This window comes from Serratia sp. (in: enterobacteria) (assembly GCF_046715635.1).
Lineage (GTDB): Bacteria > Pseudomonadota > Gammaproteobacteria > Enterobacterales > Enterobacteriaceae > Chania.
On record NZ_JBKJYW010000154.1, the window covers coordinates 1 to 23573 of the forward strand.

At 50.2% G+C, this 23573-nt stretch carries 18 protein-coding genes, 3 pseudogenes and 2 CRISPR repeat arrays; of the genes and pseudogenes, 11 read left to right on the plus strand and 10 right to left on the minus strand.

The window, feature by feature from the left end:
• From ACLQ7H_RS07695 to ACLQ7H_RS07705, 3 genes are all read left to right on the plus strand, one after another.
• Positions 1–250, plus strand: a 250-nt coding sequence (locus ACLQ7H_RS07695) for a fimbrial protein (RefSeq protein ID WP_411752155.1), incomplete at its 5' end; no start/stop codon positions are given.
• An 81-nt stretch (positions 251–331) separates the two neighbouring features.
• Entirely contained in the window at positions 332–1015 is a 684-nt protein-coding gene (locus tag ACLQ7H_RS07700) for a fimbria/pilus periplasmic chaperone (RefSeq protein WP_411752170.1), read from the plus strand.
• A gap of 58 nt (positions 1016–1073) precedes the next feature.
• Positions 1074–3653 carry a fimbria/pilus outer membrane usher protein gene (locus tag ACLQ7H_RS07705; protein WP_411752156.1) on the plus strand — a complete coding sequence of 860 codons (2580 nt, stop codon included), beginning with the start codon at positions 1074–1076 and terminating at the stop codon, positions 3651–3653.
• Positions 3654–3964: 311 nt separating this feature from the next.
• A CRISPR array of direct repeats spans positions 3965–5072; the repeat unit is 28 nt; unit sequence GTTCACTGCCGTACAGGCAGCTTAGAAA.
• A 648-nt stretch (positions 5073–5720) separates the two neighbouring features.
• On the opposite strand, the gene glgC is transcribed toward ACLQ7H_RS07705, so the two are convergent.
• Positions 5721–7001 carry a glucose-1-phosphate adenylyltransferase gene (gene glgC / locus ACLQ7H_RS07710; protein ID WP_411752157.1) on the minus strand — a complete coding sequence of 427 codons (1281 nt, stop codon included), beginning with the start codon at positions 6999–7001 and terminating at the stop codon, positions 5721–5723.
• Between the two features lie 356 nt (positions 7002–7357).
• Here glgC and ACLQ7H_RS07715 point away from each other — a divergent pair.
• Positions 7358–7435, plus strand: a pseudogene (locus ACLQ7H_RS07715) (hypothetical protein); the annotation flags it as partial.
• Between the two features lie 3 nt (positions 7436–7438).
• Here ACLQ7H_RS07715 and ACLQ7H_RS07720 read toward each other — a convergent pair.
• The 3 genes and pseudogenes from ACLQ7H_RS07720 to ACLQ7H_RS07730 all read right to left on the minus strand — a co-directional run.
• Positions 7439–7749, minus strand: a pseudogene (locus tag ACLQ7H_RS07720) (IS1-like element transposase); the annotation flags it as partial.
• Between the two features lie 35 nt (positions 7750–7784).
• Positions 7785–8048: a hypothetical protein gene (locus tag ACLQ7H_RS07725; protein ID WP_411752158.1), complete on the minus strand. Its 264-nt coding sequence runs from the start codon at positions 8046–8048 to the stop codon at positions 7785–7787.
• Positions 8049–8411: 363 nt separating this feature from the next.
• Positions 8412–9182, minus strand: a complete 771-nt coding sequence (locus ACLQ7H_RS07730) for a tyrosine-type recombinase/integrase (RefSeq protein WP_411752159.1) — start codon at positions 9180–9182, stop codon at positions 8412–8414.
• 321 nt (positions 9183–9503) lie between these two features.
• Here ACLQ7H_RS07730 and cas1f point away from each other — a divergent pair, with 321 nt between their 5' ends.
• The 6 genes and pseudogenes from cas1f (at position 9504) to ACLQ7H_RS07760 (ending at position 17075) form a co-directional block, all read left to right on the plus strand.
• Positions 9504–10484: a type I-F CRISPR-associated endonuclease Cas1f gene (gene cas1f / locus ACLQ7H_RS07735; RefSeq protein ID WP_411752160.1), complete on the plus strand. Its 981-nt coding sequence runs from the start codon at positions 9504–9506 to the stop codon at positions 10482–10484.
• Positions 10481–12685: pseudogene (gene cas3f, locus ACLQ7H_RS07740) on the plus strand (type I-F CRISPR-associated helicase Cas3f); the annotation flags it as partial. The gene cas1f and the pseudogene cas3f, both read left to right, overlap by 4 nt.
• Positions 12686–12785: 100 nt before the next feature.
• Positions 12786–13787, plus strand: coding sequence for a type I-F CRISPR-associated protein Csy3 (gene csy3 / locus ACLQ7H_RS07745; protein WP_411752171.1), 1002 nt, complete (start codon positions 12786–12788; stop codon positions 13785–13787).
• An 11-nt stretch (positions 13788–13798) separates the two neighbouring features.
• Complete coding sequence (gene cas6f, locus ACLQ7H_RS07750) at positions 13799–14353, plus strand: type I-F CRISPR-associated endoribonuclease Cas6/Csy4 (protein WP_411752161.1); 555 nt, start codon at positions 13799–13801, stop codon at positions 14351–14353.
• 129 nt (positions 14354–14482) lie between these two features.
• Positions 14483–15292: direct repeats of the CRISPR family, unit length 28 nt; unit sequence GTTCACTGCCGTACAGGCAGCTTAGAAA.
• A gap of 162 nt (positions 15293–15454) precedes the next feature.
• Positions 15455–16042: an AAA family ATPase gene (locus tag ACLQ7H_RS07755; protein WP_411752162.1), complete on the plus strand. Its 588-nt coding sequence runs from the start codon at positions 15455–15457 to the stop codon at positions 16040–16042.
• Positions 16043–16691: 649 nt separating this feature from the next.
• A complete protein-coding gene (locus ACLQ7H_RS07760; protein ID WP_411752163.1) occupies positions 16692–17075 on the plus strand; it encodes a cell envelope integrity TolA C-terminal domain-containing protein in 384 nt (127 codons plus the stop codon).
• Between the two features lie 247 nt (positions 17076–17322).
• On the opposite strand, the gene ACLQ7H_RS07765 is transcribed toward ACLQ7H_RS07760, so the two are convergent.
• The gene (locus ACLQ7H_RS07765; protein WP_411752164.1) at positions 17323–17484 is read right to left on the minus strand and encodes a YnfU family zinc-binding protein; all 162 of its coding nucleotides are present in this window, start codon (positions 17482–17484) and stop codon (positions 17323–17325) included.
• 530 nt (positions 17485–18014) lie between these two features.
• Here ACLQ7H_RS07765 and ACLQ7H_RS07770 point away from each other — a divergent pair.
• The gene (locus ACLQ7H_RS07770) at positions 18015–18644 is read left to right on the plus strand and encodes a LysE family translocator (RefSeq protein WP_411752165.1); all 630 of its coding nucleotides are present in this window, start codon (positions 18015–18017) and stop codon (positions 18642–18644) included.
• A 57-nt stretch (positions 18645–18701) separates the two neighbouring features.
• Here ACLQ7H_RS07770 and ACLQ7H_RS07775 read toward each other — a convergent pair whose 3' ends face one another.
• The 5 genes from ACLQ7H_RS07775 to puuD form a co-directional block, all read right to left on the minus strand.
• Positions 18702–19349 (minus strand): winged helix-turn-helix domain-containing protein, encoded by a 648-nt coding sequence (locus ACLQ7H_RS07775; RefSeq protein WP_411752166.1) that lies wholly within the window; start codon positions 19347–19349, stop codon positions 18702–18704.
• Positions 19350–19688: 339 nt separating this feature from the next.
• On the minus strand, positions 19689–20969 hold the full coding sequence (locus tag ACLQ7H_RS07780; protein WP_411752172.1) for an NAD(P)/FAD-dependent oxidoreductase: 1281 nt from the start codon (positions 20967–20969) through the stop codon (positions 19689–19691).
• A 10-nt stretch (positions 20970–20979) separates the two neighbouring features.
• Positions 20980–22476: an aldehyde dehydrogenase PuuC gene (gene puuC / locus ACLQ7H_RS07785; protein ID WP_411752167.1), complete on the minus strand. Its 1497-nt coding sequence runs from the start codon at positions 22474–22476 to the stop codon at positions 20980–20982.
• 15 nt (positions 22477–22491) lie between these two features.
• A complete protein-coding gene (gene puuR, locus ACLQ7H_RS07790) occupies positions 22492–23049 on the minus strand; it encodes an HTH-type transcriptional regulator PuuR (protein WP_411752168.1) in 558 nt (185 codons plus the stop codon).
• Positions 23046–23573, minus strand: a 528-nt coding sequence (gene puuD, locus ACLQ7H_RS07795) for a gamma-glutamyl-gamma-aminobutyrate hydrolase (protein WP_411752169.1), incomplete at its 5' end; no start/stop codon positions are given. The genes puuD and puuR, both read right to left, overlap by 4 nt.

The following is a 23573-nucleotide window of genomic DNA, read 5'->3' on the forward strand; positions in this document are numbered from 1 at the left end:
TTCCGTGACCGGGCGCCTGAAAAACCTGACCGGCACGGCTTCCAACGTCAGTCTGCAGTTGCTGGATGGGTCCAGTGCGTCTCGAGAGGTGATCCAGGCCGGTAATGCGAACCAGGCGGCCAACACCGAGTATCAAGATGTTTCAAGCGGTAGCGCGACTCTGCCTTATTCAGTCCGTTATTATGCTGAAGGAGCCACCACTGCCGGTACTGTGATCAGCAATGTAGTCTATTCTATTCAGTATCAATAATCAGTTTTCGAAGGGGGGAGTCATCCCCCTTTTTATCTCACGTTGGGTCAGGAGTTTGCTATGAATCTTTTTTCTCACAATATGGCGCGTCAGGTTGGCACTTTTGCAGCGATTGCCCTATTCAGTAGCAGCAGCCTGGCCAGCGTGGTGGTCAGCGGCACACGTGTGATTTATCCGTCGGACGCCAAAGAAGTCAGCGTCAAAATCAATAATGTCGGTCCCTCGCCGGTACTGCTACAGAGCTGGATAGATAATGGCGATCCCAATGCCAAACCTGCGACTATCAAAGTCCCCTTTGTACTGACTCCGCCGATGAATCGGGTGGAGCAGGGTAAAGGCCAGACACTACGTATCAGTTATGCTGGCGGAACCTTGCCAATGGATAAGGAATCGGTGTTTTGGCTGAATGTGCTGGAAGTCCCGGCCAAGAACGAGGCCAAAACTAACGAAAACCGCCTGCAAATGGCTTTTCGCACCCGGATAAAGCTGTTCTATCGTCCGGCGGGCCTGCAAGGCAATGCCAACGATGCTCCTAAAGCGGTCACCTGGAACACGCAAGGCGGTAAAGTACAGGCAACCAACCCCACGCCGTTTTATGTCAATTTTGTGAACCTGTCGGTCAACGGCAAAAAACTCGACAACGCCATGGTGGCACCGCGCTCAAGCATGGTGTTGAATCTGGCTGGGAATGGGGGCAGCAAAATCAGTGGAAGTTTTGTTAATGACTATGGTGCGGTCAACCCCTTCGATGCCGTGATCAAGTAAATATTCATCACTATTTTGATTAGTGACTTACATGGTATCAAGCTCTTGAGGGGGCGGGATGTCAAAAATTATGCGCTATGCTATCCGGGAGTCTCTAGCCTCGTTGGCAGTAGCGGCGCTATCGATTTTTGTGGTGGGAAGCGTCAATGCGGCAACTGAAAATGAGCCGCAAACCAGCGCAAAGAGCCTGGAGTTCGACTCCTCATTTTTGAATGTTGATGACGTACAGTCGGTCGATCTCAGCCGTTTCGCCGAAGGCGCCTCTGGGCTGCCCGGAATTTACAAAACCGCGCTGTATGTTAACGAGCAACTGATCAGTAATACCGATATTGAATTCAAGTCTCGGGCCGATAAGACGGTCTATCCCTGCCTGACCAGCGACATTATTAAAAATATTGCGTTTAACTACGAAAAACTACCCGCCGATTTTTTAAAACAGCAGGCTAGCGGTGCCCTGTGCATGGATCTGCAAAGTAAGCTCCCCGAGGCCCAGGTTAATTTCGACAGCAATGAACAACGTCTGGATATCATCATCCCTCAGATTTACATGCTCAACATTGCCCGGGGCACCGTGAGCCCGGAATTATGGGACAGCGGTATCCCGGCGTTCCTGCTTGGTTACAACGTTAATGGCTACACCAGCGAATCGCACGGCAACACCTTTAACTCGCTGTTCGCCGGGGTGAATGCCGGGCTGAACGTGGGGGCTTGGTATCTGCGCCACAACGGCTCTTATAACCAGATGAGTGACGGGCCCAGCCAATACAGCAGTATCAATACCTACCTACAGCGTGACATTCCGCCACTGAAAGGGCGTATGTTGCTGGGGGAATCGAATACTACTGGGCAACTGTTTGATACCTTACCGTTTACCGGGGTTCAACTGGCCAGTGACGAGCGGATGTTACCGGAATCCTTGCGTGGTTATGCTCCGGAGATCAGGGGGATCGCCCGCACTAATGCCCGGGTGACCGTGACCCAGGGGGGGCAGGTATTGTATGAAACCACGGTGACACCGGGGGAGTTCCTGATTAATGACCTTTACCCGACCGGCTACGGTGGCGATCTTGTGGTTACCGTGCGTGAGTCCGACGGTACCGAACAGACCTTCAGTGTGCCTTATGCTTCGGTGGCACAACTGTTGCGTCCTGGGTCATCGCGTTATTCCTTCACTGCCGGTCAATTGCGTAGCGAAAACCTGCGTGATGAACCGGCTCTACTCCAGAGTACCTATCAATATGGCCTGACCAACGCCATTACCGGCTATGGTGGCCTGCAAGTCAGCCAGGATTACTATGCGGTGCAGGTAGGGGCAGCATTGGGGATCCCGATCGGGGCATTGGCCTTTGACGTCACTCAGGCCAGCACGAAACTGGGTGATAGCACGGATGTGAACGGGCGGATCCAGCCAGGCGGCACCCTAAGCGGGCAGAGTTACCAACTGAGCTACAGTAAGCTTATCAGCGAAACCAACAGCAACCTTTCGGCGGTATTCCATCGCTCTTCTTCCCAAAACTACCTGGATTTTTTGACCGCCGCACAAACCCGTGATGCGGTGGAGCAGGGGAATTCACTGGACTCCATATCACGTGTCAAAAACCGGCTGACGCTGACCGCTGGGCAAGGCTTGCCGGATAACTGGGGGCAACTGTATGTCAGTGGCTCCGTGCAGGACTACTGGAATCAGGATGGCAGCGATATACAGTATCAGGTGGGGTATAACAACCGCTATAAGAGCCTGTCCTACGGCATCAGTGCCAACCGCAGTCACTCAAGTATGGGGCAGATGCAAACCAACTACCTGTTGAGCTTCAGCCTGCCACTGGGCCGGGATGACGAGATCCACACGCCACAGCTGAGAATGGACCTGTCTCATGACAGCAGTGGCCGTTATGGCCAGCAGGCCACGGTATCCGGTACCTCCGGTGTGGAGAATCAGTTCAGTTATGGCATAACCGCGATGAACGCCAACCAGGGAATGGGGACCAGCGGGTCGGTGAATGGTAACTATCGCAGCCGGGTCAGCGCAGTGAGTGGAACCTACAGCACCGGGAAAGGCTACCAGAGCGGCTCTGCCGGCATGACAGGGACGGTGATCGCCCACGCAGGAGGAGTGACCTTTACTCCCTACACCTCAGACACCTTTGCTCTGGTAGAGGCCAAAGGAGCAGAAGGGGCCAGCGTGTCGTCGTATCCTGGGGTGAACGTAAATTCCCGCGGCTATGCGATGGTGCCTTATCTGAATCCTTACCAGATGAACGAAATCAGTATTGATCCGAAAGGCACCGCGGCGGACGTTGAATTGGATAACACCAGTCAGAAAGTAGCGCCGTATTCCGGGGCGGTGGTGAAATTGAAATACAACACCAAACAGGGGACGGCAATTCTGGTGAATGCGACCTATCAGGGGGAACCGGTACCGTTCGGCGCCGATATCTTTGATAGCAAAGGCAACAGTGTGGGTTCTGTGGGGCAAGGCGGGCAAATGTATGCTCGTGTAGCGGAAGACAAAGGACAACTGATTGTGAAATGGGGGGCCGGTAATGATATGCAATGTACTGTGGGGTATATGCTGATGCCGCAGGCAAAAAACAGCCCCGTTTCGGCGATCCAGGTCTTCGATTCAGTTTGCCAATAGAGAGCGATATGATCAGCACTCTTAGCTAGTAATCTGGCGGGAGTTATGGCTCCCATCTCCTTTGCTCCACTGAAATGCTTCTGCAAGGTAGTATAAAAAACGAGCTATATTCCTCCCTTGGTGGTTCTGCAATCATCCCCTGAAGCTGTATCTATCCCTGAGACTCGTAGTGTTCTGCCAGACCCTAATTTTGAAACCATTTATAACTCATTGATTTTAAAATAAGGTTAGGGAGTGGGTAAAAAAAGGGTTTTCTGGAGGATTTTAAGGTTATTGTTTAATTAACAGAGAATTAGCGATAGGATGTAACAGTTCACTGCCGTACAGGCAGCTTAGAAATAGCAGTGAGCGCCGTTGTGGTCGCTACGGCCGTTCACTGCCGTACAGGCAGCTTAGAAAGGATGACAAGGGCGAAATACCGATCGGCTATCGTTCACTGCCGTACAGGCAGCTTAGAAACTTGATGTTTAAGGGGCCAAATGAGTAGGATTGTTCACTGCCGTACAGGCAGCTTAGAAATCGCACATCACCAGCGTTGAATTTCCTCACCAGTTCACTGCCGTACAGGCAGCTTAGAAAGTGATGTGTTCAAAAACAAGCGGGCCCAATTCGTTCACTGCCGTACAGGCAGCTTAGAAAAAAAAACACCTTAAAACGCTTTGGGCGGAACAGTTCACTGCCGTACAGGCAGCTTAGAAATAGCCGCTTCGGTTCCTGAGCTTTGCCCCAATGTTCACTGCCGTACAGGCAGCTTAGAAAAATGACCAAAATAACTCTCAAAGAATGGAACAGTTCACTGCCGTACAGGCAGCTTAGAAAATGAAGGCGATTTTATCCGCCTCAGTGCCTACGTTCACTGCCGTACAGGCAGCTTAGAAAGGTATCGCATCACTAAACCAGACGATAACTTCGTTCACTGCCGTACAGGCAGCTTAGAAATCCTGGTACTCGCGAGCCTTGTCCGCTACAGCGTTCACTGCCGTACAGGCAGCTTAGAAAATAATGCGCCACCTAAAGACATTGGAAGCATAGTTCACTGCCGTACAGGCAGCTTAGAAATATGCAGTGTTCGATCCGTTGTGGAAAGAATTGTTCACTGCCGTACAGGCAGCTTAGAAAGAGCGCAGTCCCACCCTGCGGGCTGACGTGCTGTTCACTGCCGTACAGGCAGCTTAGAAAATTGTTTCTTTTTGCTCGCCCATTTGCAGCCTGTTCACTGCCGTACAGGCAGCTTAGAAACAGACCAGCAAGCCAGAACGTGGCATTACTGTAGTTCACTGCCGTACAGGCAGCTTAGAAATGCCGGATAGCCTGACCGTTGGCGGCTCCCTGGTTCACTGCCGTACAGGCAGCTTAGAAAAGCACTGCCAACCCCCAGCAAGCGCCCGCACGTTCACTGCCGCACATGCTGCTTGGAAGGTTGACGCACCGCCAACTTTTCCGCCACAAGTTTTTTTATTAAGGTGGTTTATAGAAATCATTCTTCACCTCAGGTTAGTTGTATTGGCTGAGGCCAGAATGTGATAACGGAAGTGAGTTAACAATATGAGACCACCGCTCGCTTACTGATTAGCAAGAGATTAAGTCGTCGTTCTTAGAAAACTGTTATAACTGTTGTCGCCATAAGTTAAAAGATATTAACAGGGAAGGCTCAGGAGGGGCAGAAGATGAAAATATGAGATAGTTATGCCTACTATCAATTTGAAAATGCTTACGAGTTGCCAATCGAAAAATTCACGCTTAAGGTGGTTACATTAATTTTATGGGCGGATCGTTGTCCTAAGTAATCTGAGATGCTGCATAGAAATGAAATTAATGATATTTAATCAAAAAATGAAATGGTTACATATTTAGAATGAAAACGTAAAGACCTTCTTTACGACATGAAGTATTAAAGCTAATTCCCCTCTTGATAGCTATATAAATCCCCACGAAGACAGATGAGTTACTTGCCCTCATCTGCCATCATCGCATTCAATCACGTTATTGCGATCCGCAAAAGTAACTAAGACATGCGCAAAAATAAGCGCATTGCCTCTTTAGCAACTGCCCTGGCGTCTTTTGGGGTCATCGCAATTTTGCCAGCATCTCTTTTGTTACCAGCACCACCCCGTTCTCCGTACGATGGAAACGGTGGCTATCCTCTTCGGCATTTTCACCGATCACCATTCCCTCAGGGATCTGGCTCCCCCGATCAATCACACAGTGGCGCAACCGGCAAGAGCGACCCACAGAGACATCGGGCAACAGCACACAAGAATCCACAGAACAAAACGAATTTATCCTGACCCGCGAGAACAGCACCGAATTCATCACAGTCGAACCGGAAATAATACAGCCACCGGACACCAGTGTATTCATTGTCATACCGCAACTGCCGGAATGATCCTGCACAAACTTGGCCGGAGGAAGGGGTTCGGCATAGGTGCGGATCGGCCAGTGGGTGTCATACATGTCCAGTTCTGGTGTCACGGCCGCTTGATCCAGATTCGCTCGCCAGTAGGAATCCAGGGTGCCGACATCACGCCAATAATCCGGTGCGCCTGGGGCGGAGGAGACACAGGAAAGCGAAAACGGATGGGCCCACACCTGACCTTGTGCGGTGATTTTTGGCAGAATATCCTTACCAAAGTCATGACTGCTGTTGCTGTCGGCATGATCATCCTCTAACAGCTGGAACAGGAACTCGGCATTAAACACGTAGATCCCCATGCTGGCCAGACTACGGTCCGGTTTACCGGGGAGCGTTGGAGGCGCGTCGGGTTTCTCCCAGAACGCCTGCACCTGCAGGTTGTCAGAGACCTCCATCACACCAAACGCCGTTGCATCCTGCTTAGGGACTTCAATGCAGGCGACCGAACAGGGGGCGTCGCTCAGTACATGCTCCAACAGCATCCGCGAGTAGTCCATTTTGTAGATATGATCACCGGCCAGGACAACCACGTACTCTGCACGGTAACGCCGTATAATATCCAGGTTCTGAAAAACGGCGTCAGCGGTACCGCTGTACCAGTGCTCATGCCCCTCGCGCTGCTGGGCAGGTAACAGGTCGACAAACTCGTTCATCCCTTCGCTCAGAAACGACCAGCCATGCTGAAGATGCTGAAGCAGCGTGTGTGACTGATACTGGGTAATGACACCGATACGACGCATACCCGAATTAAGGCAGTTGGACAGGGCAAAGTCGATGATGCGGTACTTGCCCCCAAAGTGCACAGCGGGTTTGGCCCGGACAGAGGTGAGGTCTTTGAGTCGGGAACCTCGCCCTCCCGCCAGCACCAGGGCTACCGCTTTATTGGGGAGTTGTCTGGCGAGCATGGCTTTGTGTCTATCGTCTAGCGTCTGCATTTCAGTTCCTTTTTTTTGCCAATGCCGTTATCCCAACTCTGCATGCTGTCGTGCAGGCGCTGAATATTGATGGCATTAATGAATGAGAGTGAGCATGTCAATCATATTAACCCCATACTGTCGTCCTTTTCGTGCAAGGTGTTCACACATTCTGATTTTTCACTCGTCTTCTCACCTAAAATTCGAGAAAACGATGGTGATGCATGATATGCAAACGTATCTCAGCTTGGCCTACCAGAATATCAGTGCCACCGATATGCCAGAGCTTTGTGAGCGTCACTGGTACCGCACCTTCCGCTTAACGTGATGAGACATCATGCTCTTGTCTTTCAAATTAACCGAAGATGAGAGGTAATATGGCGAAAAACAACCCTCGTACTCCCGACGAATGGCGTCAGCTCTTTGCAGCACAGCGACAATCTGGGCTTAACCAATCTCAATTCTGCAAACAGCACAACATCACACGCAGTGCTTTCGACTATTCGCTTCGGCATGAGTTTTTTAAAGTGCGGAGACAGTGTTGATACCGACTTTTAGCGTTCTTACCGTATCCCGAACACCCGCCCGTTGAAGGCTATATCAACGATTTGCTCGTTAACACCTGCTTTCTTGCCTGATAGGTGTAGGTTAGCGGGAATACGCATAGGCACTCACGGCAGCGGAAACGGCTTTGGCCTTTAGGGTTTTGACCATGGCGATAAACCAGAGCAGAACCACAATGGGGACAATGAGCATTAACGTTGGCCATGAGTAAACTTAAAAATCCCGTATTGTGCATCAGATTCAAACAATTAGAGGCATTACCCGGACGCGCATTACGCTGCTGCGATTGGCGGATCTTTTCCACCGGTTGTGACGATAGCGAAGAGTATTACCTGCTGCATTTCCCCAAAAAACAAATGAGGCGGTAGACGACGTTTGTTCGGCGGCAAAGGCACCGAGTGGTAGCGGGCTCATCAAGGTACTGACCAGACCTTTGCCAACATAGCCCAGCAGACGGCGACGAGAAATACCGTTAATCCTGGGAATGGTAGGATTTCCTGACATTATTTTTCTCCACAAAATGGCAAATAGCGATGCGAGACAGTCATCGAAGCAGGCTCGCATGCTAATTCAACCGTGCCTAGTCGGGCACGGCACCGAGTGAACAGGTGATAGAAAACGCTATAGCGATGGTGAGTTATTAAAATAGTTTTCACTTGTTAAACAATGGGTAGCGATGTAAATAGATGTCAAAATTGTAGTACGCAGGTGTTTGGGGAAAGATACATGTAATGCTAATCACACCTATCACTAAGGATGATTTAAATAAATATATTTAAAATCAATTCATTAGAAATAAACATATTTATTTGTCGAGTAGCTTTGTTGAATAAATCGACCTCTTGGCGGCAATCAGGATCTGATCACTCACTTTCTAGGTCGATGAGACGGCATTTCATGCCTGGTACTCCGAGGTAGCGGAATCAGGTGAGGCCGTGGCATTTTCATCTTTTCTGCTGGTATGACCCACACCGCATTTTCCCAGTCAAACTCTCCCCTTTCTGCCAGTCGTATCTCCATGGTACGGACTCCAGTCAGCAGTAATATTTTAGTGGCAATCTGCAATATCGGGTTTGCCTTATAGGTTGACAGTGCGCGAAGAAACTCTGATAACTCTTCTTCTTTCACATGCGGCAGGTTATCAGAGACCGGAGTTTTGAGCAGTTTGGCCAAATCACTGGCCGGGTTGGAATTGACCAGTTCAAGCGCGATGGCGTAAACAAAAATTTGATGGCATTGCTGGCGTACTTTACGCAAGCGAACAAACACCCAACGTTTTTCCATCCGCCGCAATACATCCAGCAATAGCCTGGGAGTAATATCCCGAATGGGAATTTTGCCAATGTGGGGAAATACATCATTGACCAGCCCCGATTTGACATCGTATGCATGAGTTGCCACCCAAGCACCGGACTGCTGTGATTTGTAGGTAAACCACTCCACGGCGATAGCTTCAAAAGTATCTTCATGATGCCGTTTCTCACAAATTCGAGTGGTCCGTTTCAGCGTGCTAGGATCTTTGCCCTCTGCGAGCAGTTTACGGGCATTTTCTCGTTCGATACGTGCGTGTGCCAATGAGACTTCAGGATAAACACCGATAGCCAGTTTCTTCTCTTTGCCATAGATGCGATACTTCATACGCCACTATTTGGCTCCGTTGGGTTTTGACCAATAGGTGGAGTTCGTTACCATCATACAGCTTGTACTCTTTATCACTGGGTTTGGCGTTCCTGATATCCAATCAAGTTTGCTTTTATTATTAAGGTGGTTTATATAAATTATTCATAATTTGTATCTATCCTTATGATTCATAATTGATAAGAATTAAATGAAAATCTAACACCAATCACTCTATCTAATGGGTGAATTATGCTAAAACAACAATATCGCGTTGACCTCTGTCATAGATAATCACGATCGGGATGGTCTATGGCATAAAACAGGGATGTTTTAATTTTAATGCAAAATCAATTTTCGCCTTCCGATTTAAAAACAATTCTGCATTCAAAGCGTGCGAATCTCTACTACCTGCAGCATTGCCGGATCCTGGTTAACGGCGGTAGGGTGGAGTACGTCACGGATGAAGGTAAGCAATCTTTGTACTGGAACATCCCGATCGCCAATACCACTGCGGTAATGTTGGGGACGGGCACTTCTGTTACTCAAGCGGCAATGCGTGAGTTTGCGAAAGCGGGGGTTTTAGTTGGGTTCTGTGGCGGTGGTGGTACCCCTTTGTTTGCTGCCAATGAGGTTGAGGTGGATGTCTCTTGGCTAACTTCGCAAAGCGAATACCGGCCTACCGAATATTTACAGCACTGGGTCAGCTTCTGGTTTGATGATGACAAGCGCCTGGCGGCGGCTATTGCTTTTCAACAGCAACGTATCGCTCAGATCCGCACTCATTGGCTTTCGGCACGCATGCAGCGCGAACAGGCATTCGATATTGATGCGGCGCGACTTAATGCGGTGTTGGACAGTTTTATGCAGCGTTTATCTGCCTGCCAAAATAGCAACGATGTCTTGGTGCAAGAGGCCGTTATGACCAAAGCGCTCTATAAACTGGCGGCTAACGGTGTGAATTACGGCGAATTCAGCAGGGCCAAGCGTGGCGGCGGGATCGATATCGCCAACCGTTTTTTAGATCACGGTAACTATCTGGCCTATGGGCTTGGTGCCACAGCGGCTTGGGTCATTGGTTTGCCACATGGATTGTCGATACTGCATGGCAAAACCCGACGCGGTGGCCTGGTATTTGATATCGCCGATCTGATTAAGGACGCGTTAATCCTACCGCAGGCCTTTATTGCTGCAATGGCTGGGGAAGACGAGCAGGAATTTCGCCAGCGCTGCCTGCGTGGATTTCAGCAGGCGGATGCATTGGACGTGATGATTGATACCCTCAAGGAAACAGCAGAAAGCTTGTCGCTGGTGGGCAAATGAATATTTTGCTGATTGCCCAATGCAATAAAAAGGCATTAGTAGAGACGCGCCGCATTTTAGATCAGTTCGCCGAACGCAAAGGTGATAGAACCTGGCAGACGGCGATAACCCTGGAAGGGCTGAACACGCTGAGAAAACTGCTGCGTAAAACCGCCAGGCGCAATACAGCGGTGGCTTGTCACTGGATAAAAGGCGGTAATCAGACCGAACTGCTATGGATCGTGGGCAATCTTCGGCGTTTTAACTCGGAGGGCTCGGTGCCGACCAATATAACCGAGCGCGATGTGCTGCGTAGTCAGGATGAAAATAGCTGGCATAGCGTAGAAGCGATTGCGTTGATGGCGGGGATCGCCGGGCTTTTTCATGATTTCGGTAAGGCTAATCTCTTATTCCAGCATGGATTACGTGGCAAAGGTAAACATTTTCAACCCTATCGGCATGAATGGGTTTCATTGAGGCTGTTTTGTGCCTGGGTTGGAAAACGCAGCGATAAACAATGGATAACGGCGTTGGCAGCGATCGACGAGAGCGATGAAAGCCAGATGATAACCGCACTGGTCAAGGACTCCGTTGACGCTTTTATCAATCCATTTCTCTCTTTGCCACCGCTGGCAACAATCATTGCCTGGTTGATTGTCTCTCATCACCGTTTGCCTGCTTACCCTAACAAGGAGCAGGAAAGTGGGAGTCCGCCAGAGTTAAAGGATATGGATGGCTGGTTAACAACACAATTGGTTGCAGAGTGGAACTCCACCAACAGCCTAATTGAAGGGTGGACAGCCGATGAACACCGTGCGGTATGGGGTTTCCCGCATGGCACACCAATGCGCAGTGCTATCTGGCGGGAAAAAGCGCGCAAATTTGCCCAACGCGCATTGCAATTACCCTCATTGATGCAATTTGGTGTATTGGATCAACGTTTCACCAGCCATATGGCGCGTTTAGTGCTGATGTTGGCAGATCATCATTATTCATCCTTAGCGCCGACGGAAGGTTGGCAAGATGCCGATTATCAAGCGTATGCCAATACCGATCGCCAAACGGGTGGGTTGAAGCAACAACTGGATGAGCACAATATCGGTGTGGGGCAGAACGCGCTGTTATTGGGGCGTAGTTTGCCGCATATCCGAACCACATTACCGGCAATCACACGTCATAAAGGTTTCAAACAGCGTAGTAAGACAGAGCAATTCCGTTGGCAGGATAAAGCTTATGATCTTGCGTGTGCCGCGCGTGAACAATCGGTTAAGCAAGGTTTCTTTGGCGTTAACATGGCTTCTACAGGCTGCGGCAAAACGTTTGCTAATGCGCGAATTATGTATGGCTTGGCCGATGAAAAGTCAGGCTGCCGCTTTTCCGTTGCTTTGGGGCTTCGCACTTTAACCTTGCAAACTGGCGATGCGCTTAAAACCAGATTAATGCTGGATGATGACGATCTAGCCGTATTGGTGGGTTCTGCTGCGGTGCGGGAACTGCATCAACTCAATAATGATAAAGCTGAACTGCGTGGTACAGGCAGTGCCTCGGCAGAGGAGTTGTTCGCGGAACATAACTATGTCAGCTACGGTGGTAGTCTGGACGATGGGCGTTTAAGCCGTTGGCTGCAAGGTAGTGGCAACTTGCACAAGTTGTTGAGTGCGCCGGTATTAGTGACCACTATCGATCATCTGATCGGTGCGACCGAAGGTGTGCGCGGTGGCAGGCAAATCGCACCGATGTTGCGCCTGTTGACTGCCGATCTGGTGTTGGATGAACCGGACGATTTTGATATTGCCGATCTTCCCGCGTTATGTCGCCTGGTCAACTGGGCGGGGATGTTAGGTTCCCGCGTGCTGCTCTCTTCCGCTACTTTACCCCCTGCGCTGGTTCAGGCGTTGTTTAATGCCTATAAAGCGGGCCGGGAGGATTATCAGCAAGTGTGTGGCCAGCCAGATACGCCATTAAATATCTGTTGTGCCTGGTTTGATGAGAACGATGCCGTACCGCACGATATACAAGGTGCGAAAGATTTTAAAGCTGCGCATGAGGCGTTTGTCGCTCAGCGGGTGGCAAAACTGCAAAACGTCGCGGTATTGCGCCGTGCACAGTTGATTGCGGTGCAACCGGCAAACCAGCGGAAAAGTACGGTACTGGATAGCGTGGCGGAAACACTATCGGTCGCCATGCGGCAGTTGCATGAGCTTCATCATCAAGAACATCCCGAGGGTACCATCATCAAGGCGATGACTACCTATGCCGCAGTGCGGTGCCGGTCATCACGGAAGACTATCAATTTAACGAAGAAGATTAACTTAAAGGATTATTCATATGGCTACTGTAAAGACTGCATCTGTCCTGGCTTTCGAACGTAAATTGGCAAACTCCGATGCCATTATGTTTGCGGGTAACTGGCAACAACCTGAATGGACGCCGATTGCGATCCAAGAGAAAGCGGTGCGTGGCACGATTTCCAATCGTTTGAAAAATGCGATTGCCAGCGATCCGGCTAAACTGGATGCCGAAATCCAAAAGCCCAACTTGCAACGTGTGGATGTTGCAGCATTGCCGTTCGACACTGATACCTTGAAAGTCAGCTTTACCCTGCGTGTGTTGGGTAATTTATCGCAGCCTTCGGTATGTAACGATCAGGATTACCAAGCCGAATTGGCGAAGGTGATCCAAGGTTATATCAAAGAGCATGGGTTTAAAGAACTGGCCGGGCGTTATGCTGAGAATCTGGCAAATGGTCGCTTCTTATGGCGCAACCGTGTTGGTGCCGATGAGATTGCTATTACCGTAAAGGGGAAAGAGAAAACTTGGCAATTTAACGCCAGTGATTACAGCCTGCGTACGTTTAGCCAACCGAAAGGCGATTTAGCGGAGTTGGCCAAGGAAATTGAGCAAGGCTTGGCAGGGGACGGTTTTGCTTTCTTTAGCGTGGAAGCCTGTGTGCGATTGGGCAAAGGACAAGAGATTTTCCCATCGCAGGAACTGGTGTTGGATAGCAATAGTAAGAAAAGTAAGGTGCTGTACCAGGTGGGGGATATTGCTGCCATGCACTCGCAGAAAATCGGCAATGCGTTGCGTACCGTCGATAGTTGGTACCCCGACGCGAGTGAGTTGGCGTTAGGGCCAATTGCGGTGGAACCCTATGGCTCAGTGACTAGCCGGGGGCAAGCCTATCGTCAGCCGAAACAAAAAATGGATTTTTATACGCTGCTGGATAATTGGGTGACTAAAGGGAAGGTGCCAGAAGTGGAGCAACAACACTATGTCATGGCCATTCTGATCCGTGGCGGCGTATTTGGCGAGAAAGGCGAATAAAGGGGCGACGTATGGATCATTACCTCGAGATTCGCGTGCTGCCGGATCCGGAATTCACGACGACGGTATTACTGGAAGCACTCTTTGCCAAGTTGCATAGGGCATTGGGCAGCGAAGGGCAGGGAAAGATAGGCGTCAGTTTTCCCTCTGCCGGTAAAACACTGGGCGATAGATTACGGCTACATGCCCCTCTAGCGGTGCTCACGGCCTTTGAAACTTTACCTTGGCGTAAAGGGCTACGGGATTACACGGAATGTAGCGAAATCCTGCAAGTACCCGCCAATGTGAAATATCGTACAGTGCGACGCGCGCAGATCAAAAGCAGCGCCGAGAGATTACGTCGTCGTTCTGTTCGCAAGGGATGGGTAACTGAAGAAGAGGCTCGGCTGCGTATCCCTGACTCCGTTGAAGAACGTTCAGCGTTGCCATTTATCCGTTTAAAAAGCCTATCCAGCGAGCAGACCTTTTTGTTGTTTATCGAACAGGGCAAGATTTGCGATAACGCAACAGAGGGGGTATTTAGTGCTTATGGTCTGAGCGCAACGGCAACCATCCCGTGGTTTTAACCCTAATTTAATGACTGATTCTAACTTATTGATTTTAAAGGTTGGCGTCAGTCATGTTTAGAAAAGGGTTTTTGGGTGGGGCGGCTGGATTCGATTTTATTAACAGTTAGTTATCGCTGGCATGTAACAGTTCACTGCCGTATAGGCAGCTTAGAAAACAGACCCTGAAAAACTGGTTATTTGGTTACAGTTCACTGCCGTATAGGCAGCTTAGAAAAAACGGTATCCGCGCCGCTATACTATCGTTATGTTCACTGCCGTATAGGCAGCTTAGAAATGTGCAACAGCAGGATTTCGTTCTGTTGCACCGTTCACTGCCGTATAGGCAGCTTAGAAAAGTTACAGAACCCGGCACCAGCACTGGAGTTGGTTCACTGCCGTATAGGCAGCTTAGAAATGGAACCGTTCGACACGGCAATGGCGGATATCGTTCACTGCCGTATAGGCAGCTTAGAAAATCACCGGCACCAGGAACAGATTTGCTCGCGAGTTCACTGCCGTATAGGCAGCTTAGAAATGTCCGACGCCGAAGCTTGGCAGAAAACCAGCGTTCACTGCCGTATAGGCAGCTTAGAAAGGTGCCGCGCAGGTACAGGGAGCCGCCGACGGGTTCACTGCCGTATAGGCAGCTTAGAAAGGAGACGGGCATGACGCACCAATCAAACAAGAGTTCACTGCCGTATAGGCAGCTTAGAAAAGGGAGAGCGCAGTGGAACAGCAACGCATTGCGTTCACTGCCGTATAGGCAGCTTAGAAAACGAACGCCGTAGTTGAGTGGCTTACCGCAGGGTTCACTGCCGTATAGGCAGCTTAGAAAATACCAACCCACATCCACACCTCTTTTGTAGTGTTCACTGCCGTACAGGCAGCTTAGAAAATATAGTCATTGCGCCAGCCGATCCACACGGAGGTTCACTGCCGTATAGGCAGCTTAGAAATGTAGCGACATCCCACATCACAGAATATGGCAGTTCACTGCCGTATGGTGAGCGGAGGACCGATTGCGGCATAAGGTATCGAATGGATAATATTGCTATTTGACTGATGCGCAAGCAAACCTGATATCGTAAACATCATGAAAGTTAAGGGCTAAATAGTTTAATGGCCAGAATACTTAAAAATCAGCACCCTTTTATGCCGCAAATAAACAGAATACACATTTTGGGGGCCTCTGGGGTGGGGACGACATCAATCGCAAGTCGATTGGCTGAACGAATTGATTGCCAACATTTTGATTCCGATGATTTCTATTGGCGCGACACATCGCCGCCCTATACCGTGGCGTATGAAACTCAAGAAAGACAACGGCGCCTGTCAATTGCATTGGCATCACACAGACAGTGGATACTGAGTGGCTCGCTATGTGGCTGGGGCGACATGTTTATCCCATTTTTTGAGCTTGTGGTCTATGTATACGTAGAAAATAAAACTCGTCTTGAACGTATCCGACACAGAGAGTTAATGAGATTCGGGGATGCCATTTTGCCCGGCGGTGATCAATATGAGCGATACAGGGAGTTTGTTGAATGGGCTGCAGCGTATGAGACATCAATTGAGGTCAGTAGAAATGCTGTCCGGCATCAGCAATGGCTGGAAAAAATAAACTGCCCCATTGTTATGATCGTCAACCACAGAACACTTGACGATGCGGTGAATGACATTATGGCTCATATCCAGATGAGAAACTGATTTCCTAGGAACCTATCTGACAATTTCTACACTGGCTTAACCCTAATTTTGGTGGTGTTTATAACTTATTGATTTTGTGGGTAAGATGATAAGTCGGTGCAAAAAGGGTTTTCTGGCAAGTTTAAAGCTTATTGTTTAATTAACAGGGAATTAGAGATAGGATAAAACAGTTCACTGCCGTACAGGCAGCTTAGAAATTAGCGCCATCTCGGCGTTTAGAGATAACCAAGTTCACTGCCGTACAGGCAGCTTAGAAATGGAAGCCGAAGGTATCCAGACTGCCGTTGACGTTCACTGCCGTACAGGCAGCTTAGAAACCGTCAAAACGGAGCTGGCTTGCTGCCTTAGTGTTCACTGCCGTACAGGCAGCTCAGAAAACAAGGAATTTTAAATCCCTTTAGATTGGCGACAAAGTGACAATATTGTTGGGTTTTTAACGGTCAAACTGTTCGAAACTAGCTAACCTGTTGATAACCCAAACGGGCGCAGCATGCAGCGCCCCTACGATTTCAGCCAGTTGGAGTTTTTAAATCTCTTGGGTTCTCCCGATGTCCATTGCAATGCAGTCAGCCCAAAAATCAACTTCAAATGCTATCGCGAGAGCTACTTCTGTTACATTCAATGCAAACATTAAAAAAGGAATTTAGACATGAAAAAACTTGCCTCTGTTTGTCTTCTCAGTCTGTTGTTTGCCTCGGCCTGTAGCCCCCACAAAAGCACCAGCACCAAACCCATCGAGCTAAAGCCAACGGAAGTGGCACCGTTCGTTGATAAACCGCTACGGTACATTCGTGAAATTCGGGCAGCCATTCAATGGAAGTTTTTTATCAAGGATGACTATCTCGGTAAAACCTGTGATGTAAACATCAAGATGTCTAAAGACGGGAAGGTATATGACCTGCAGGGAAACGGCTATCTTCCGCTGTGTGAAGCTGCGATAAAAGCCATCAAAAATGCTGACATCCCTGCGCCATATGACGACGATACCTACCAGCAATTCAAACAAACAGTGATTACCTTCCAACCTGGTTGAGCGTCAGAGGCTGGGAGTTGATAGTCGCGGTGTCGGCCGGAGTGGAAATTCCGAGATAAATTTCTAAATGAAGAGGGTGGGCATCACCCATTCACTGTTCATGGGTCTAATGGTCGTGTATGCCATATCCATTCAAACAACGTTACGAAGTCCCGTGTGGTCTTTGCCGCTATCGAACCCATTGATAGCGATTTTTTCGCCGCCATTCACACGCTATCCCGGCCGACGCTGTTCGTGCCTGGCACTCTCAATCTTCGCGTTTACGGAAATAATGTCCGCAGTGGGGGCAGATAAGCGTGACGTTTTTTTTCACCTTACTGCGATTTTGCGGCGAACTTTTTGCACATTCAGGGCAGGTGACGTTAACAGGGGCATCACCGAATAGCTTAAAGGCATCGAAGAAAGACATCTTTTTCACCGGGTAGAGGTAGGAGGAGTTCAGTGTACCTTTATCGCTCGGTTATAGCTCCACATAGATTGGTAAACCACTTGTCGGGATGTAGCTAGCAGCGAGCTTGTAAGGGGGTAACAAGTGGGGACGAGGGGCAGAAAAAAGCCCCGCAAAAAATGAGGGGCAAACACAACAACACCAGGGAAATCGTTGATCACTAATCTGTCATTACTATATGTTTTTTGAGACGAGAGTTCATCAATAAATTGCTGCATTATTGCAACATTATAGTTAATTAATTTGTATGCATTTTGCTTTATCCATACGTTTTGTGAATTTGTTCGTTATTTGTGAGCAATAAGTGCGCATGCTGGTTGTTTTTTGTTGAGTTGATGCCTTTAGGGGGGATTTCTTGCTCCATCACCCCGTACCAAACAGAATGTGACTTGAATCACATTGGGCAGATCCCCTATATTCCCCACCCATAGCGATGTTGTCGTATTGCGATGCAGCGGTGCAGAGAGTTTTACATTTATCTGGAGTTGTTGATGGAGTTAACTACGCTTTTGCTTTACGTGATTGCCGTCAGTGCGGTAATGGTGACGCCTGGCCCTTCCATGCTATTGGCGCTAAACAATGGTGCAATCCACGGTATGCGTATTGCCAGTTACGGTTTCCTGGGGGCGGTATTGGCCGATTTGTTGCTCATCGGCGCCGTCGGTTGCGGGCTGGGGGCGTTGTTGCAAGCCTCTGAGCAGCTGTTTGCCGTGGTGAAGTGGGGTGGTGCTTTATATCTGGTCTACCTGGCCTGGGTGCTGTGGCGAGCGCCGGTAAAGGCTTTAGCGGTAAGCGCTAGCGCCGCTGCTGCGACCGGCAAAACGGCATTCCTGCGCTCCCTGATGGTTGGTTTGTCCAATCCTAAGGGCCTGCTGTTTTTCTCGGCCTTTCTGCCGCAGTTTATTCAGCCAGAAAAGCCAATCGCCATGCAATACCTGATCCTGGCACTGGTCAGCGCGTTGATCGACTGCGTGATGATGACGATCTACGCCTACGGTGGCCGCCATGCGATGCGTAAGTTCTCGGCTAACGTGATGCGCTGGGTAAATCGTAGCTGTGCCGGCATGCTTGGCGTGTTAGCCGTAGGTGTTGCGCTGTATCGGCGTAGCGATGTGAGCTAGAGTCTATTGGTTATCCAGCGGGCGCAGCATACAGCGCCCCCTAATTGGCGAGAATGCCTACAGTTTCAGAGAGCTGACCAGCTCTCTTTTTAATAGGTGACTGCCTGTGTTAACAAAGGAGGAAAGCTTAGGCATAGTATCTATTGACGGGTATGCTGCTAGCTCGCAGACCGCATCGTTCCACGTCATAGCGGTATAGTTTGTATCGGGTTGGTAATACTGCTTATAGATATGAAATATATGCACCACGGTAGTCACCGATAATATAATCACTAGCGCAATTAAAACGTAAGTGATTTTAACTTTGCCCAGAAAATTCTTTTTCTTTTTACAGGATAATTCAGGTTCACCCTGATTAATTGAGATCTCTTCAATGGCCACATCGCTGGCTATTCTTAACCCTACTTTTGGTATGGTTTCTATGATGTTTTTATCAATGCCCATACTCTTGATGATCCGCCGTAGCGTGCTCAGGCATTGGTTGAGATTGTTATTGCTGGCCTGTAGACCGTAATCATCCCACACTCTTTGCAGAAGCACTTCCCTCTCAACAATTTCTCCTTTATTTTTAATAAGAAAGGAGAAAAGTCGAGCTGCAGAAGAGGAGATGGTGACGATTTCTTCCTGAAGTTCCTGATGATAAAAACCGACGCTATTGGGGCAGAAAAGGACATCTCCTTCAATGAGGTATTGGGGCTTTGTCATGTTGATTCACTCCATGTCAGACAGTTTGATTAACTTAAATAACGTTAATCCTAAGTCTTATAATATTGTTTTTTTGGCGAATGGGCAACAAGGAAACGATATAAAATATAGTGCAATCAACAAACTGTAGTTTAAAATACGCTCTAATTGGTGACGGCAGTTATTAATATTAAGTGAATGGGCTGTAAATTATTAAATAACAATTAATAAAAATTAATGTGGCTAACTTACTGATATTTTTGCTAAACAAAGGTTCTAACTAGTCCGATTGCTAAGAATCAGCCTAGTTAGAAAAATGTATCCATTTAAGCAGCAGGTTTGTGCTGAGGCAGCGTTACATTAAACCCCAATTCGATCGCGCAGGGTGTAGTAGGCAGCGCCGATGGCGGTGAAAGGGATTTGCAGATTGCGGCCGCCAAAGAACGGCAGGTGTGGCAGTTTGGCGAAGGCGTCAAAACGCTCCGCATCGCCACGCATCAGCTCTGCAATCAGCTTGCCCGCCAGATGGGTGCAGGTCACGCCGTGTCCGCTATAGCCTTGCATGTAGTAGACATTATTTTCCAACCGGCCAAACTGTGGCATACGCGACAGCGTCAGCAAGAAATTCCCGGTCCAGCGGTAATCAAGGCGTACGCCTTTCAATTGCGGGAAGGTTTTCAGCAGCTTAGGGCGGATCAGATTATCGATATCATCCGGATCGCGGGCGCCATAGACCACGCCACCGCCGTACAGCAGCCGGTTATCGCCGGTTAAACGGTAATAATCCAGCAGGTAATTGCAATCTTCAACACAATAGTTTTGTGGGATCAGTGAGGCTGCCACTTCTGGAGCCAAGGGCTCGGTGGTAACCACTTGAGTCCCGCACGGCATACTGCGTTTGGCCAGCCTTGGCTCCAGTTTATCGCCCAGGTAGGCATTCCCGGCTACGATCACGTAACGAGCGGTGACTTGGCCGTTGGCGGTGCTGACCACCGCTGGTTCTCCGTGACGGATATTGGTGACTGCGGACTGTTCGAAGATCCGTCCTCCTTGCAGGCGAATGGCTTCGGCCTCACCTAATGCCAGGTTGAGCGGGTGAATATGGCCGCCGCTGTGATCGAGCAACGCGCCAACATAGCGATCGCTGCTGACCTCTTGGCGGATACGGTCGGCATCCAACAGTTCAAGTTGCGTATTGCCGTAACGCTCCCAATGTTGCTTTTGATCGATCAGCGCGTGGTACTGCTTATTGTTAAGCGCGGCGAAGATCCCGCCGGGGCGATAGTCGCAGTCAATGGCATAGCGTTTGATGCGGCTGCGGATGATTTCTGCGCCTTCAAACATCATGCTACCCAGTACCTTGGCGCTTTCTGCGCCGTAACGACTTTCAATCACATCGATGTCACGGCTGTAGGAGTTGACCAGTTGGCCACCGTTGCGGCCGCTGGCACCAAAGCCGATGCGGGCAGACTCCAGCAGCACCACGTTATAACCGGCTTCAACCAGGAACAGTGCCGATGACAGACCGGTGTAGCCGCCCCCCACGATACAGACGTCACAGTCGATTGATTCATTCAACTGCGGATAAGGCTGATGGTCATTGGCCGTTGCCGCATAGTAGCTTTTCACGTGTTCAGTCATCATCAATTCCTTATTCCAGTGAAATCCAGGTGGTTTTCAGTTCGGTAAATTTATCCAGCGCATGCAGCGACTTATCGCGGCCGTTACCGCTTTGCTTGTAGCCGCCGAACGGTACGGTCATATCGCCGTCATTGTAGTTGTTGACGAACACGGTGCCCGCCTTCAACTGGCGGGCCATACGATGTGCTCGTGACAGATCTCGGGTCCAGACGGCCGCGCCCAGCCCATATTCGCTGTCGTTAGCCAATGCCAGAGCCTGTTGCTCACCGTTGAAGGTCGTGACGGCCAATACCGGGCCAAAAATCTCGTCCCGTGCGACGTGCATCGTGTTATCAACCTGAGTGAGAATGGTGGGGCCGAGATAGCCGTGATGATCGCCTTGCGGATGGGCACGTCCATCAAGGAACAGCGAGGCTCCCTGGCTCAAACCCTGCTCGATATAGCTGGTGACTTTTTCGCAGTGTTGTTGGTCGATCAGCGTGCCCATGAGCGTTTGTGGATCGAGTGGGTTGCCCGGTGCAAAGGCCGCCGCGTGTTGGTGCAACGCCTGTAAAAAGGCCTGCTGAATACTTTCCTCTACCAGCAGGCGCGTACCGGCAATGCATACCTGGCCCTGGTTATAGAAGATCCCAGCCGCGGCTCCCTGCGCCGCCTTATCCAGGTCTGGGCAGTCGGCGAAGATAATGTTGGCACTTTTGCCACCGGCCTCCAGCCACACGCGTTTCATGTTGGATTCACCGGCGTACTTCATCAACTGCTTGGCCACCTGGGTGGAACCGGTAAAGGCGAGGGCATCTACGTCGTTATGCAGTGCCAACGCCTTGCCCGCGTCGTGGCCGAAACCAGGAATAATGTTCAGGACGCCATCCGGCAACCCTGCCCGCTGCGCCAATGCGCCAAGATAAACCGCCGTGAGCGGTGATTTTTCCGAAGGTTTCAACACCACACTATTACCCGCCGCCAGTGCCGGGCCTAACTTCCAGCAGGCTAACAGCAGCGGAAAGTTCCACGGCACGATGGCTCCAACCACGCCGATCGGCTCCCGTTGGATCAGAGCCAGCGCATCATGGCCGGTTGGGGCAATTTCGCCATACACCTTGTCTATAGCTTCTGCATACCAGCGGATACAGCGGATCGCCCCTGGAATATCATCGCGCAGGCTGTGGCGGATAGGCTTGCCGGTATCCAGCGTTTCCAGCAGGGCCAGTTCTTCACTATGTTGTTCCATCAGGCTGGCGAGTTTGAACAACGTCGCCTTGCGTTTGGCGGGGGAGGCTTGCGACCACTCGCCACGTTCAAACACCTCGCGTGCCGCTTTGACGGCCAAATTGATATCGATGTGACTACCACGGGCCATCTGCGCCAGTTCACGAACTCCGGCAGGATCCTGAATGCTAAAGGTTTCCCCTTCGGCCGCTGGGAGGTAGCGGCCATTGATAAACAGCCGGTTCTCAATCTTCAGGGTCTGTGCCCGTTGTTGCCAATACTCTAGGTGGTGGAAGTCCATACCTTGCTCCGTTAATCAGAATGTCGTCGGCGTATGTGCGCTGATAATTCGGCAAATGCGCGCCGAGGTGTTGCTGAAACTATGAGGGATCGCGGTGTTGATGGCGTAGCTCTGTCCCGCTCGTAGGTGATAGCTTTGCCCATTGACCTGTAGCATCACTTCGCCTTCCAGCAGGGTGCCAATCTCTTCTCCCTGATGTTTGAGCCGCTCACCGGTGGTGGTCCCCGGATCGTAGGTTTCGATCATCATTGCCAGGGTGCGGTTGGGGTCGCCGTTGTGGATCAGCTTCATCGAAACCCCCTGGCTGCCGATTTCGATCAGATGGTCATGGTCGATCACGATCTGCGGCTCATGCGGCTGTTCCGGTTCGGTAAAGAAAGCCGATAGCGACAGCCCATACACTGTCAGCAGCTTTTGCAGCGTACTGATGGCCGGGCTGACCTTGTCCTGTTCAATGGTGCTGATTGCGCTGTGCGTTAAGCCAGACAGTTCGGCTACCCGGCGCTGTGATAGCCCTAACTGCTGGCGGATCTGCGACAAGCGTTTCCCCGGAGCCAAGCTGACGTCGTTCATAGGCGTTTTTCCTTTTGGTAGTGCTGGCAGGCGTTGATAAATCCTTCAAACAGCAGGCGGGACAGGGCATATTCATCGCTGTTCCATTCAGGATGCCACTGCACCCCTAAGGCAAAGGGCTGATCGCTAATGCTGAGGGCTTCTACCAGGCCGTCGGCGGCATAGGCTTCTACACGCACGCTTGGGCCGAGGGTTTTGGCCCCTTGGCCGTGCAGGGAATTCACCCAGAATCGGTGGCAATCCGGCAGCAACTGAGTAAGCAATCCTCCGTCTTGCACGGTCACTTCGTGAGCAGGGGCATATTGCTGTTCCAGTGGCAGGTCGTGATCTTCACGGTGTTCTAGCAGCTCGGGTTGCTCATATAAACGGCGGTGCAGCGTGCCTTGAGTCGCGACCACCAGCTCCTGCATACCGCGGCAAATGGCGAAAAGGGGGATGCGCCTGCTCAGTGCCAGGCCGATCAGCGCCAGGCTCAATTCATCGCGCCCAGGATCGGCGTCAGGCTCATCGCCGTTTTCACCATA

Coding starts and splice junctions, on each gene's coding strand:
- ACLQ7H_RS07775 (WP_411752166.1), bottom strand. CDS start 19,349: ATGACAAAGCCCCAATACCTCATTGAAGGAGATGTCCTTTTCTGCCCC.
- cas6f (WP_411752161.1), top strand. CDS start 13,799: ATGGATCATTACCTCGAGATTCGCGTGCTGCCGGATCCGGAATTCACG.
- ACLQ7H_RS07705 (WP_411752156.1), top strand. CDS start 1,074: ATGTCAAAAATTATGCGCTATGCTATCCGGGAGTCTCTAGCCTCGTTG.
- ACLQ7H_RS07700 (WP_411752170.1), top strand. CDS start 332: ATGGCGCGTCAGGTTGGCACTTTTGCAGCGATTGCCCTATTCAGTAGC.
- ACLQ7H_RS07755 (WP_411752162.1), top strand. CDS start 15,455: ATGGCCAGAATACTTAAAAATCAGCACCCTTTTATGCCGCAAATAAAC.
- ACLQ7H_RS07780 (WP_411752172.1), bottom strand. CDS start 20,969: ATGACTGAACACGTGAAAAGCTACTATGCGGCAACGGCCAATGACCAT.
- puuC (WP_411752167.1), bottom strand. CDS start 22,476: ATGGACTTCCACCACCTAGAGTATTGGCAACAACGGGCACAGACCCTG.
- puuR (WP_411752168.1), bottom strand. CDS start 23,049: ATGAACGACGTCAGCTTGGCTCCGGGGAAACGCTTGTCGCAGATCCGC.
- ACLQ7H_RS07765 (WP_411752164.1), bottom strand. CDS start 17,484: ATGTCTTTCTTCGATGCCTTTAAGCTATTCGGTGATGCCCCTGTTAAC.
- glgC (WP_411752157.1), bottom strand. CDS start 7,001: ATGCAGACGCTAGACGATAGACACAAAGCCATGCTCGCCAGACAACTC.
- ACLQ7H_RS07725 (WP_411752158.1), bottom strand. CDS start 8,048: ATGTCAGGAAATCCTACCATTCCCAGGATTAACGGTATTTCTCGTCGC.
- cas1f (WP_411752160.1), top strand. CDS start 9,504: ATGCAAAATCAATTTTCGCCTTCCGATTTAAAAACAATTCTGCATTCA.
- ACLQ7H_RS07770 (WP_411752165.1), top strand. CDS start 18,015: ATGGAGTTAACTACGCTTTTGCTTTACGTGATTGCCGTCAGTGCGGTA.
- ACLQ7H_RS07730 (WP_411752159.1), bottom strand. CDS start 9,182: ATGAAGTATCGCATCTATGGCAAAGAGAAGAAACTGGCTATCGGTGTT.
- ACLQ7H_RS07760 (WP_411752163.1), top strand. CDS start 16,692: ATGAAAAAACTTGCCTCTGTTTGTCTTCTCAGTCTGTTGTTTGCCTCG.